This is a genomic window from Pseudomonas sp. GZD-209 (assembly GCF_049310485.1).
Classification (GTDB): Bacteria; Pseudomonadota; Gammaproteobacteria; order Pseudomonadales; family Pseudomonadaceae; genus Aquipseudomonas; species Aquipseudomonas sichuanensis.
This window is the reverse complement of record NZ_JBMOWQ010000087.1, coordinates 1-10,713: the sequence shown is the minus strand read 5'-3', so window position 1 is coordinate 10,713 and position 10,713 is coordinate 1. Positions and strand designations below refer to the sequence as shown.

Annotated in this window: 11 protein-coding genes; 4 read left to right on the top strand and 7 right to left on the bottom strand. The window is 65.1% G+C overall.

Annotation, left to right across the window (positions count from 1 at the left end):
- Positions 1–147: 147 nt before the first annotated feature.
- The 6 genes from paaK to paaF form a co-directional block, all read right to left on the bottom strand.
- Positions 148–1,467, bottom strand: a complete 1,320-nt coding sequence (paaK, locus tag ACO6VM_RS11570; protein ID WP_422403267.1) for a phenylacetate--CoA ligase PaaK — start codon at positions 1,465–1,467, stop codon at positions 148–150.
- Positions 1,468–1,561: 94 nt separating this feature from the next.
- On the bottom strand, positions 1,562–2,782 hold the full coding sequence (gene pcaF / locus ACO6VM_RS11565) for a 3-oxoadipyl-CoA thiolase (protein WP_401057287.1): 1,221 nt from the start codon (positions 2,780–2,782) through the stop codon (positions 1,562–1,564).
- Positions 2,775–3,224 carry a hydroxyphenylacetyl-CoA thioesterase PaaI gene (paaI, locus tag ACO6VM_RS11560; protein ID WP_347149428.1) on the bottom strand — a complete coding sequence of 150 codons (450 nt, stop codon included), beginning with the start codon at positions 3,222–3,224 and terminating at the stop codon, positions 2,775–2,777. Before paaI ends, pcaF begins: the two co-directional genes overlap by 8 nt.
- The gene (gene paaH, locus ACO6VM_RS11555; RefSeq protein WP_401057286.1) at positions 3,217–4,734 is read right to left on the bottom strand and encodes a 3-hydroxyacyl-CoA dehydrogenase PaaH; all 1,518 of its coding nucleotides are present in this window, start codon (positions 4,732–4,734) and stop codon (positions 3,217–3,219) included. Before paaH ends, paaI begins: the two co-directional genes overlap by 8 nt.
- 2 nt (positions 4,735–4,736) lie before the next feature.
- A complete protein-coding gene (gene paaG / locus ACO6VM_RS11550) occupies positions 4,737–5,531 on the bottom strand; it encodes a 2-(1,2-epoxy-1,2-dihydrophenyl)acetyl-CoA isomerase PaaG (RefSeq protein WP_422403266.1) in 795 nt (264 codons plus the stop codon).
- 32 nt (positions 5,532–5,563) lie between these two features.
- A complete protein-coding gene (gene paaF / locus ACO6VM_RS11545) occupies positions 5,564–6,337 on the bottom strand; it encodes a 2,3-dehydroadipyl-CoA hydratase PaaF (RefSeq protein ID WP_401057284.1) in 774 nt (257 codons plus the stop codon).
- A gap of 344 nt (positions 6,338–6,681) precedes the next feature.
- On the opposite strand from paaF, the gene paaY reads away from it, so the two are divergent.
- The gene (paaY, locus tag ACO6VM_RS11540) at positions 6,682–7,281 is read left to right on the top strand and encodes a phenylacetic acid degradation protein PaaY (RefSeq protein ID WP_401057283.1); all 600 of its coding nucleotides are present in this window, start codon (positions 6,682–6,684) and stop codon (positions 7,279–7,281) included.
- 59 nt (positions 7,282–7,340) lie between these two features.
- Positions 7,341–8,264 (top strand): phenylacetic acid degradation operon negative regulatory protein PaaX, encoded by a 924-nt coding sequence (gene paaX / locus ACO6VM_RS11535; RefSeq protein WP_125464045.1) that lies wholly within the window; start codon positions 7,341–7,343, stop codon positions 8,262–8,264.
- Positions 8,265–8,454: 190 nt separating this feature from the next.
- Here the strand turns inward: paaX and ACO6VM_RS11530 are convergent, their stop codons facing one another.
- On the bottom strand, positions 8,455–8,952 hold the full coding sequence (locus tag ACO6VM_RS11530; RefSeq protein ID WP_125858586.1) for a DUF4019 domain-containing protein: 498 nt from the start codon (positions 8,950–8,952) through the stop codon (positions 8,455–8,457).
- A 201-nt stretch (positions 8,953–9,153) separates the two neighbouring features.
- Between ACO6VM_RS11530 and ACO6VM_RS11525 the strand changes: the two genes are divergently transcribed.
- Together ACO6VM_RS11525 and ACO6VM_RS11520 are read left to right on the top strand one after the other, a co-directional pair.
- Positions 9,154–10,164, top strand: coding sequence for an aldo/keto reductase (locus tag ACO6VM_RS11525; protein WP_401057282.1), 1,011 nt, complete (start codon positions 9,154–9,156; stop codon positions 10,162–10,164).
- A gap of 72 nt (positions 10,165–10,236) precedes the next feature.
- Positions 10,237–10,647, top strand: coding sequence for an SRPBCC family protein (locus tag ACO6VM_RS11520; RefSeq protein ID WP_401057281.1), 411 nt, complete (start codon positions 10,237–10,239; stop codon positions 10,645–10,647).
- Positions 10,648–10,713 lie beyond the last annotated feature (66 nt).

Sequence of the window (10,713 nt, the reverse complement as noted above, 5' to 3'; positions counted from 1 at the left end):
AGATCGCGGGGCAAGCCCGCTCCCACGGGATCGGCGTCCAACTTCTTGGGGCAATCCATAGCGTGGGAGCGGGCTTGCCCCGCGATGGCGTTTTCATGGCGAAAAAAAGCCCCGGACCATGCCGGGGCTCGATGGACAGCTGCCGAGTCAGCTGGCCAAACGTTTGTCGTATACGTGGCAAGCCTTGCCTTCGGAACGCTTCAGCGCCCCACACGGCTGCAGGTGCACCTGGGTGCTGATGCCGATATAGGTCTTGATCTGCTTCGCCAGCTCACCCACCACCTGCTTGCGCTGGCCTTCATCCAGGTACTGGCTGTCAGCACGCAACTCCACATGCACCTCGACGCTGTCGAGGTTGCCATTACGATACAGATGGATCTCATATAGCTCTGAAAGCTGTTTTATTTTTAGCACCTGCTCTTCAATCTGCGTGGGAAACACGTTGACCCCGCGGATGATCAGCATGTCGTCGCTGCGCCCGGTGATCTTGCCGATGCGCCGCATCGGCCGGGCGGTGCCAGGCAGCAGGCGGGTGAGGTCGCGGGTGCGGTAGCGCACCATCGGCAGCGCCTCCTTGCTCAGCGAGGTGAACACCAGCTCGCCGAGCTGGCCGTCCGGCAGCACGGCGCCGGTCACCGGGTCGATGATCTCGGGGTAGAAGTGGTCTTCCCAGATGGTCGGGCCGTCCTTGGTCTCGATGCATTCCATGGCCACGCCTGGGCCCATGATTTCCGACAGGCCATAGATGTCCAGGGCGTTGATGCCCAGGCGCTGCTCGATGGAGCGGCGCAGTTCATCGGTCCAGGGCTCGGCGCCGAAGATGCCCAGGCGCAGCTTGAGGTCGTCGGGGGCAATGCCCTGGCGCTCGATCTCGTCGGCCAGGTTGAGCATGTACGACGGCGTGACCATGATGATGTCGGGCTGGAAGTCGCGGATCAGCTGCACCTGCTTTTCGGTCTGGCCACCAGACATGGGGATCACCGTGCAGCCCAGGCGCTCGGCGCCGTAGTGGGCGCCGAGGCCGCCGGTGAACAGGCCGTAGCCATAGGAGACATGCACCTTGTCGCCCTTGCGCCCGCCGGCGGCGCGGATCGAGCGCGCCACCACGTTGGCCCAGGTGTCGATGTCGTTCTGGGTGTAGCCGACCACGGTCGGCTTGCCGGTGGTGCCGCTGGACGCATGCAGGCGCACCACCTGGTCCTGGGGCACGGCGAACATGCCGTAGGGGTAGTTGTCGCGCAGGTCGTTCTTGCCGGTGAAGGGGAACTTGGCCAGGTCGTCCAGTGTGTGCAGGTCGTCCGGGTGGGCGCCGCAGGCGTCGAAGCGCTGGCGGTACAAAGGAACGTTCTGGTAGGCGTGCAGCAGGCTCCAGCGCAGGCGCTCCAGTTGGTGCTGGCGCAGCGCGTCGAGGCTGGCGGTTTCCATCGGGTCGAGCAGGGCGCGGTCGGCTTTGGCGTAGTGGTTCATGGTCTCACTCGAATTGTTCTTGTCGTGGGCCGGGGCCCTGAGTGTCATGGGGGCAGCATACTGCCCGCGTTGCATGGCGTCTCTGGGCGGCTGATCAGAGGCGCTCGATCACCAGGGCGATGCCTTGGCCCACGCCGATGCACATGGTGCACAGGGCGTAGCGGCCACCGCTGTATTCAAGCTGGTGCAAGGCGGTGGTGACCAGCCGCGCACCGCTCATACCCAGTGGGTGGCCGAGGGCGATGGCGCCGCCATTGGGGTTGACCCGAGGGTCGTCGTCGGCCAGGCCCAGTTCGCGCAACACGGCCAGGCCCTGGGCGGCGAAGGCTTCGTTGAGTTCGATGACGTCCATGTCGGCCAGCGCCAGGCCGGTCAGCTCCAGCACCTTGTGGGTCGCCGGCACTGGCCCGATGCCCATGATGCGCGGTTCGACCCCGGCCACCGCCAGCCCCAGTACCCGGCCGCGGGCCTTGAGGTTGTGCCGGTGGGCGGCCTCGGGGCTGGCCAGCAGCAGCGCGCAGGCGCCGTCGTTGACCCCGGAGGCATTGCCAGCGGTGACGCTGCCGCCCTCACGGAACGGCGTACCCAGGCGCGCCAGTTGCTCAAGGGTGGTGTCGCCACGGGGGTGTTCGTCGTGCTCGACGCATTTGGCCGGGCCTTTGCGCTGGGGGATCTCGACCGGCACGATCTCCTCGGCCAGGCGCCCGCTGGCCTGGGCGGCGGCAGCTTTGTGCTGGCTGCGCAGGGCAAAGGCGTCCTGGTCCGCACGGCTGATGCCGAACTGCTCGGCAACGTTCTCGGCGGTCTCGGGCATCGAGTCGATGCCGTATTGCGCTTGCATCAGTTTGTTGACGAATCGCCAGCCGATGGTGGTGTCGTACAGCTCGGCGCTGCGGCCGAAGGCCTGCTCGGATTTGCCCATCACGAACGGCGCCCGCGACATCGACTCGACCCCGCCGGCCAGCATCAGCCCGGCTTCGCCGCAACGCAGGGCGCGGGCGGCATTGCCGATGGCGTCCAGGCCCGAGCCGCACAGGCGGTTGAGGGTGGTGCCGGGCACGCTGATCGGCAACCCGGCCAGCAGGCTGGCCATGCGCGCGACGTTGCGGTTGTCTTCGCCGGCCTGGTTGGCGCAGCCGAGGATCACATCGTCGACCTGGCTCCAGTCCAGTTCAGGGTGGCGTGCCATCAGCGCCTTGAGCGGTACCGCGGCCAGGTCATCGGGGCGCACGCTGGACAGGGCGCCGCCGTAGCGGCCAATGGGGGTGCGCACCGCGTCGATGATCAGTGCGTAGGGCTGGCGGGTGTCAGTCATGGGTGTTCTCCGGTGCCAGCACGCTGCCGCGCACCTTGTAGGATTTGCCGTGGAACAGGGCGATCAGCTCGCCATGCTGGTTTTCGATGCGAACGTCGTAGTTGCCGGTGCGGCCTCTGCGGCTCAGTTCAGTCGCGCTGGCGACGAGCTGGTCGCCACGTTTGGCCGCAGCGACATAGTCGATGCTGCAACCCAGGGCCACGGTGGCTTCGTCATGGCTGTTGCAGGCGAAGGCAAAAGCCGAGTCGGCCAGGGCAAACAGAAAGCCGCCATGGCAGGTGCCGTGGCCCTGGATCATGTCGGCGCGCACGGTCATGGCCAAGCGAGCACTGCCGGGGCCGGCGTCGAGCAGCTCGATGCCCAGGCCTTGGCTGGCCGCGTCGCGGGCGAACATGGCCTCGGCGCAGGCACGCGCCAGCGCTTGGGGGTGGAGATCAGGCATGCAGGCGGCCTCCTTCGGCGTGGGTGCGGCGCAGCAGCAGGGAAGGGCGGTAGCGTTCCTCGCCGTAGCTGCGTTGCAGGTTGTCGAGCACGCGCAGGGTGTAGCCGACACCGAGGCTGTCGGCCCAGGCCAGCGGGCCACGGGGGTAATTGACCCCGGCGCGCATGGCCAGGTCGATGTCATGGGGCGTACCAACCCCTTGCAGCACGGCGTCGGCCGCTTCGTTGGCGAGCATGGCGACGGTGCGCAGCACCACCAGGCCGGGCAGGTCGGCAACGGCGCTGACCTCGAGCCCGGCGGTGCGCAGCAAGGCGATCGCCTGGTCGCGAGCCTCGGCGGTGCAGTTGGCGGCGTGGCTGATGGCAAGGCGGGTAGCGCTGGCATAGTCCTGGGCCAGATCGAGCAGGACCAGGTTGCTCAGGCCGTCCTCGCGGGCACGCTGGCTGGCCAGGCGACCGTCGGAAAGCGCCAGGGTGGCGTCGCCAACCCGCAGCAAGCCTGCGCCTGCGCGTTCGGTCACGCTGATGCCTGCGCTGCGCAAGCGCTCCACCAGGGGGCGCAGTACACCAAGGTCGCCTTCTGCCATGCAGCAATCCACATCCGCCTGGCTGGCCAGGGTGAGCGGTTGTGGCCTTTGTGCGCCCTCGGCATAGCTATAGAAGCCCTGGCCGGACTTGCGCCCCAGGCGCCCGGCATCCACCAGCGCCTTCTGCACCAGCGACGGCTGGAAGCGCAAGTCACCATAGAAGGCCTCGAACACTGAACAGGTCACGGCGTAGTTGACGTCATGCCCGATCAGGTCGGTGAGCTCGAAAGCGCCCATGCGAAAACCGCCGGCCTCGCGCAGCAGGGCGTCGAGGGTGGCGCAGTCGGCGGCGCCTTCCTGCAGCAGGCGCAGGCTTTCGGCATAGAAAGGGCGCGCTACGCGGTTGACGATGAAGCCCGGCGTAGATTGCGTGTGCACCGGCTCTTTGCCCCAGGCTTTGGCCGTTTCATACAAGGTGGCGGCGACGGCGGGATCGCTGGCCAGGCCCGAGACAATCTCCACCAGGGCCATCAACGGTGCCGGGTTGAAGAAGTGCATGCCGATCACTTGCTGTGGGCGCTTCAGGTCGGCGGCCAGGCTGGTGATCGACAGCGACGAGGTGTTGCTGGCGAGGATGCAGTCCTCGCCACACACGGCTTCGAGCTGGTGCAGCAGGCCTTGTTTGATCGACAGGTTTTCGACGATGGCTTCGATGACCAGGCGCGCGGGTGCGAGGGCATCGAGGGTTTCCACGGGCTGCAGGCGGGCGCTGATGGCTGCGCGCTCGGTGGCCGGCAGCTTGCCTTTTTCCACCAGGCGGCCGAGCTGCCGGTCGATGCCTGCAACAGCTTGCGCGGCGGCGCCAGGGCGGTTGTCGTAGAGGCGAACCGGGTGGCCGGCCTGGGCGGCTATCTGGGCGATCCCGGCCCCCATGGCACCGGCACCAATGACTGCCACCAGCGTGTTTCGGTCGAGTGCAGCCATGATCAACGCCCCTTGAACGCGGGGGCGCGTTTGTTCATGAAGGCGCTGACGCCTTCGCGGTAGTCCTCGCTGCGCCCGGCCAAGCGCTGCAGGTCGCGCTCCAGTTCCAGCTGTTGGTCGAAACGGTTGTCGTAGCTCTGGTTCAGTGCGCGCTTGATCAGGGCCAGGCCATAGGTGGGCTGGGCCGCCAGCTGGCGGGCCAGGGTCAGGGCTTCGTCGCGCAGGGCGGCGTCGTCGACCACCCGATGGATCAGCCCCCACTGTTCGGCCTGTTCGGCGCTCAGGCGCTCACCGAGCAATGCCAGCGCCTTGGCCCGGGCCATGCCGATCAGGCGCGGCAGCAGCCAGGTGCCGCCGGAGTCGGGAACCAGGCCGATCTTGCAGAACGCCTGGATGAAGCTGGCCGAACGCGCTGCCAGTACCAAGTCGCAGGCCAGCGGCAGGTTGGCGCCGGCGCCGGCGGCCACGCCATTGACGGCACAGATCACCGGCAGCGGCAGGTCGCGCAGGCTGCGCACCAGGGGGTTGTAGAATTTTTCGATGGACTCGCCCAGGTCGGGCATCTCGGCGCCGGGGGCGACATTGCGATCGGACAGGTCCTGGCCTGCGCAGAAGCCGCGGCCTTCCCCGGTCAGCAGTAGCACCCGGGCGTGTTCGCTCTGGCGCACCTGCTTGAGGGCTTCGCGCACTTCCAGGTGCATGGCGCTGTTGAAGCTGTTCAGTTGCTCGGGCCGGTTGAGGCTGAGCAGGGCGACGCCGTCGTCGTCGATGGAAAGCAGGATGTGCTGGAAAGGCATGCTGGAAGCGCTCCGTCGGTGGAGGGGAAGGGTCACTGGCCGAGGAAGCGGGCCGGGCGTTTTTCCTGGAAGGCGCGGATGCCTTCATTGCGGTCGGCAGTGCCGGCCAGCAGGGTGAAAGCGTGGCGCTCGAAACGCAGGCCGCTGGCCAGGTCGGTGTCCTGGGCCTTGAGCAGCGCCTCCTTGGCCAGGCGCACGGCCAGCGGCGCCTTGGCGGCGATGGCGCGGGCCACCTGCAGGGCACGCTCGACCGTCAGTTCAGGCTCGGTGACTTCGCTGACCAGGCCGGCCTGCAAGGCATGGCGGGCGTCGATGGCCTCGCCGCTGAGCACCATCTGCATGGCCAGCGGCTTGCCCACTGCGCGCAGCAGGCGCTGGGTGCCGCCGGCGCCGGGGATGATGCCGAGGTTGATTTCGGGTTGGCCGAAGCGTGCATCGCTGCCGGCAATGACGATATCGGCGCACATCACCAGTTCGCAGCCACCGCCCAGGGCGTAGCCGTTGACGGCGGCGATCAGTGGCTTGGAGAAGGCGGCGATGCGTTGCCAGTGGGAGACGCGGGGGTCGTTGAGGATACCGACCAGGTCGCGCTCGGCCATTTCGTTGACATCGGCGCCGGCGGCGAAGGCCTTGCGGCTGCCGGTGATGATCACGGCGCGGGTGTGCTCGTCGCGCTCTGCGGCGTCGAGTTCGGCGGCTAGCTCGGCCAGCAGCTCGGTGCTCAAGGCGTTGAGGGCTTGCGGGCGGTGCAGGGTGATCAGACGGACGCCGTCCGCTGGGGGCTGCACAAGGAGGTTGCTGGGCATGGTGGTACCTCAGGCTGCACGTTCGGCGCCAGCTGGAGCTGGCTTTTCTTGGAGTTGTTGGCGGTGCTGGGGCAAGTATAGATTCAAAGCGATACCATAACGCAATAGATAAATTGCATCCGTGTATCTCGATGTGTTTTTTGCCTCGTTCGAGCGCTGCATCGCCGACAAGTCGGCTCTCACAGAATTTAGAGCCTAAAAGCTAGCGATTTGGCCTTTTTGGAAGCTGCTTTACCGGCAATGAATCGCTGCCACCAAAGCGATACACGTCTGGATGAATTGACTGAATCATTTGAAGTGATACAAGATCTGCACATCATCCGAATCACATCGAGAAGCAATCTATGCCCAGCTACCGCCTCGACGGCCTGACCCCTGTGGTTCACCCCAGTGCCTATGTCCATCCCAGCGCAGTCCTGATCGGTGACGTGATCATCGGCCCCGATTGTTATGTAGGCCCGCTGGCCTCATTGCGCGGCGACTTCGGGCGTATCGTCCTGGAGCATGGCGCCAACCTGCAGGACACCTGCGTGATGCATGGCTTCCCCGGGGGCGACACGGTGGTGGAGCGCAATGGTCACGTCGGCCACGGCGCGGTGTTGCACGGTTGCCGGGTGGGCGAGGACGCCTTGGTGGGGATGAATGCGGTGGTGATGGATGGGGCGCATATCGCGCCGCGCTGCATCGTCGCCGCCACGGCCTTCGTCAAGGCCGGCTTCCAGTGCCCGGAGCAGAGCCTGGTGGTGGGGGCACCGGCCGAGGTCAAGCGCTCGCTCAGCGATCAGGAGCTGGCCTGGAAGCAACGCGGCACTGCCCAGTACCACGCCCTGACCCGACGCTGCATGACCTCGATGGTTGAGTGCCCGCCATTGAGCGAAGCCGAGGCGCAGCGCCCGCGCATGGGTGATTCAGGTTTCCGGCCCAAGGCCGAGGGCGGCGCATGAACCTTGCACGGCCACGGCAGGCAGGTATAGTCGAGGCTTTAGCCGCGCCGCGTCCCCTCATGAGCAGCCTTGCCCCCCTGAATCACCTGATCACCCGCTTCCAGGAGCAGACGCCGATCCGCGCCAGCTCGCTGATCATCACGCTCTATGGCGATGCCATCGAACCCCATGGCGGCACGGTCTGGCTGGGTAGCCTGATCAACCTGCTGGAGCCGATGGGCATCAATGAGCGGTTGATCCGTACCTCGATCTTTCGCCTGACCAAGGAAGGCTGGCTGACCGCCGAGAAGGTGGGGCGGCGCAGCTACTACAGCCTGACCGGCACCGGCCGGCGGCGTTTCGAGAAAGCCTTCAAGCGTGTCTACAGCGCCAACCTGCCGGCCTGGAATGGCGCGTGGACGCTGGTGCTGCTGTCGCAGCTCGATGCCGCCAAGCGCAAAGCCGTGCGTGAAGAGCTGGAGTGGCAAGGTTTCGGCGCCATGGGCCCGAACCTGCTGGGCTGCCCGCGCAGCGACCGTGCCGACCTTGCAGCGACACTGCGCGAGCTGGACGCCGAGGATGACAGCATCGTGTTCGAGACCCACGCCCAGGAAGTGCTGGCCTCCAAGGCCCTGCGCGCCCAGGTGCGCGAGAGCTGGAACATCGATGAACTCGGGCAGCATTACAGCGAGTTCATTCGCTTGTTCCGCCCCTTGTGGCAGGCGATGAAAGAGTTGGAGGCGCCCGATGCCGCAGACTGCTTCCTGGCCCGCACCCTGCTCATCCACGAGTACCGCCGCCTGCTGCTGCGCGATCCGCAATTGCCGGATGAGTTGTTGCCGGGCGACTGGGAAGGCCGAGCGGCTCGGCAACTCTGCCGCAACCTGTATCGGCTGGTGCAGGGCAGGGCAGAGGAGTACCTTGCCACAGCGCTGGAGACCGCGGACGGGCCGTTGCCGGATGCCAACAGCAGCTACTACAAAAGGTTCGGTGGGTTGAGCTGACTAGGCTCTGTATGAAAAGTTTTGTGGGAGCGGGCTTGCCCCGCGATGGAGTGCGAAGCGTATCTGTGCCCGATATCAATTACGCCGCAAATTCGGGCTTTGCTGCCGCGTTGCGGCAGATCGCGGGGCAAGTCGCATCGGCGCACCGCCGCACCCACAACGATGGATGACCATACTTTTCGTACAAAACCTAGAACAGCCGAATCCCTGCGGAAACCTCGACGGCTTTGCTGATGTTGTAGCCGACAACGCGCCATTGATCAGCTTCTTCGCTGAGCAGCACGGCCTCGGTGACGGTCATGTTTGCAAAGGTTGATTGGGTCTGGACGGCCGCGTAATGACCAGGCGGCGCATCCGGCAGTTGTTTGGTGAACGCCACCTGGTATTGATTACGCTGCTGCAGCTCGCCAAGCCCCATGCGTAATCCGCTGATGCCTTTGACCCAGTTTGGCTCGGTGGTAGCTGCCTTGAGGACTGAGCCTGCCGACGTCCAGGTCATGTCGGCTCTTCCCGCGTCCAGCAATAGCAGGAACTCGTTCGCCGTATCCGCTATCTGTTTCTGCTGTTGCGCAGAGCCAGGCTGGGAGAGCACTACCGCCGACGTATTCGTCGCGGGAGCGTTTGTATTGATGGAGACATCACAGCCTGCGAGCAACAGCAAACCGACCAGTAAAACACCATGCTTCATGCAAAAACCTCGAGAGTAGAGGGGGTCAGCGGGCTATTAAACCGAAAAGCGGACGCGTTGGACACCCGCAAGGCCATACACAGCACATTGCTCAAAAGGTCTCAAGTCTGTCGAATTATGACTTGGACGATCTTGGTAGGGGCGCAATAGGATTGCCGCCATCGGAGTTCAGAACCAACTCCCCTAATCAGGAAAATCCAGATGAACCTCAAATCCCTTATCGCCAATCCACTGGGCTTCGGCACCGCCCCCCTGGGCAACATGTTCCGCAATGTGCCAGAGGCCGAGGTGCAAGCCACTGTCGACGCCGCCTGGAACAACGGTGTGCGCTACTTCGACACCGCGCCGTTCTACGGTGCCGGCCTCTCCGAATCGCGTCTGGGCAACGCCCTGGTCGGTCGTCCGCGTGACGAATACGTGCTCAGCACCAAGGTCGGTCGGATCATCCTCGACGAACTGGAAGACCCTACCAGCCGTGAGCTGGGCGAAAAGAGCGGCTTGTTCGAACACGGCAACCGCAACCGCATCGTCAACGACTACAGCGCCGACGCCACCCTGCGCTCCATCGAGGACAGCCTGCGTCGCCTGAAGACCGATCGCCTGGACATCGTCTGGATCCACGACATCGCCCAGGACTTCTATGGTGACGAGTGGCTGGAGCGTTTCGAAACCGCACGTAAAGGGGCCTTCCGGGTCCTCACCCGCCTGCGTGAAGAAGGCGTGATCAAGGCGTGGGGCCTGGGTGTGAACCGGGTTGAGCCGATCGAGTTGACCCTCGACCTGGACGAGCCGCGTCCAGACGGCTTCCTGCTCGCCGGTCGTTACTCGCTGCTGGATCACGATCGCGCCCTGCAACGTGTCATGCCGCAAGCCGTGGAGCAGGGCGTTGGCATCGTCGTCGGCGGCCCATACAGCTCTGGCGTCACTGCCGGTGGCGAGCACTTCGAATACCAGAAGGCCACCCAGGCGGTGCTGGAGAAGCTCGAACGCATTCGTGCGGTTGCCCATGCCCATGGCGTCGACGTCAAGGCCGCCGCCCTGCAGTTCGCCCTGGCCCACCCGGCTGTGGTCGCAGCAATCCCGGGTTCGACCCGTCCGCTGCACGCCAACGAAGACCATGCAGCCCTGAGCGCTGTCATCCCCAGCGCGTTCTGGAATGACCTGCGTCAACAAGGCCTGATCAACGCCCTGGCGCCTGTTCCAACCGTTTGAGCTGACTTTGCGGGGCCGCGTCGCGGCCCTGTCCTTAACGCATCATCGGGGTTGAACCCCAGGAGAAACATCATGGCTACTGCACAATCGTCCATCGACCTTGACATCAATGCCGACCGTGTCTGGCAACTGATTGGCGGCTTCGACGCACTGCCCGACTGGCTGCCGTTCATTGTGCAAAGCGCCCTGAGCGAAGGCGGCCGCGTGCGCACGCTCAAGAGCATCGACGGTGACACCATCATCGAGCGTCTGCTGGACTTCAACGAAGCCGGGCGCAGCTACAGCTACACCATCCTTCAAGGCCCGGCACCGGTTCGCGACTACCAGTCGACCCTGCGCGTGGTCTCGGTAGGCCAGGGGGCCCGCGTGGAGTGGTCCGGCTCGTTCGTGCCGGTCGGTATCAGCGATGCCGAAGCGAGCGCGATGTTCGCCACTATCTACCAGGATGGCCTGGCTGCACTGAAGCAAGCACTGAAAGGTTGATGGTTGACTTGGGGGGAACAAGAGGAACCAAGACCGCATCGAACACCCCCAACCGGTTTTCCTATG

Coding starts and splice junctions, on each gene's coding strand:
- ACO6VM_RS11530 (WP_125858586.1), bottom strand. CDS start 8,952: ATGAAGCATGGTGTTTTACTGGTCGGTTTGCTGTTGCTCGCAGGCTGT.
- ACO6VM_RS11525 (WP_401057282.1), top strand. CDS start 9,154: ATGAACCTCAAATCCCTTATCGCCAATCCACTGGGCTTCGGCACCGCC.
- paaF (WP_401057284.1), bottom strand. CDS start 6,337: ATGCCCAGCAACCTCCTTGTGCAGCCCCCAGCGGACGGCGTCCGTCTG.
- paaG (WP_422403266.1), bottom strand. CDS start 5,531: ATGCCTTTCCAGCACATCCTGCTTTCCATCGACGACGACGGCGTCGCC.
- paaX (WP_125464045.1), top strand. CDS start 7,341: ATGAGCAGCCTTGCCCCCCTGAATCACCTGATCACCCGCTTCCAGGAG.
- pcaF (WP_401057287.1), bottom strand. CDS start 2,782: ATGACTGACACCCGCCAGCCCTACGCACTGATCATCGACGCGGTGCGC.
- ACO6VM_RS11520 (WP_401057281.1), top strand. CDS start 10,237: ATGGCTACTGCACAATCGTCCATCGACCTTGACATCAATGCCGACCGT.
- paaK (WP_422403267.1), bottom strand. CDS start 1,467: ATGAACCACTACGCCAAAGCCGACCGCGCCCTGCTCGACCCGATGGAA.
- paaH (WP_401057286.1), bottom strand. CDS start 4,734: ATGGCTGCACTCGACCGAAACACGCTGGTGGCAGTCATTGGTGCCGGT.
- paaI (WP_347149428.1), bottom strand. CDS start 3,224: ATGCCTGATCTCCACCCCCAAGCGCTGGCGCGTGCCTGCGCCGAGGCC.
- paaY (WP_401057283.1), top strand. CDS start 6,682: ATGCCCAGCTACCGCCTCGACGGCCTGACCCCTGTGGTTCACCCCAGT.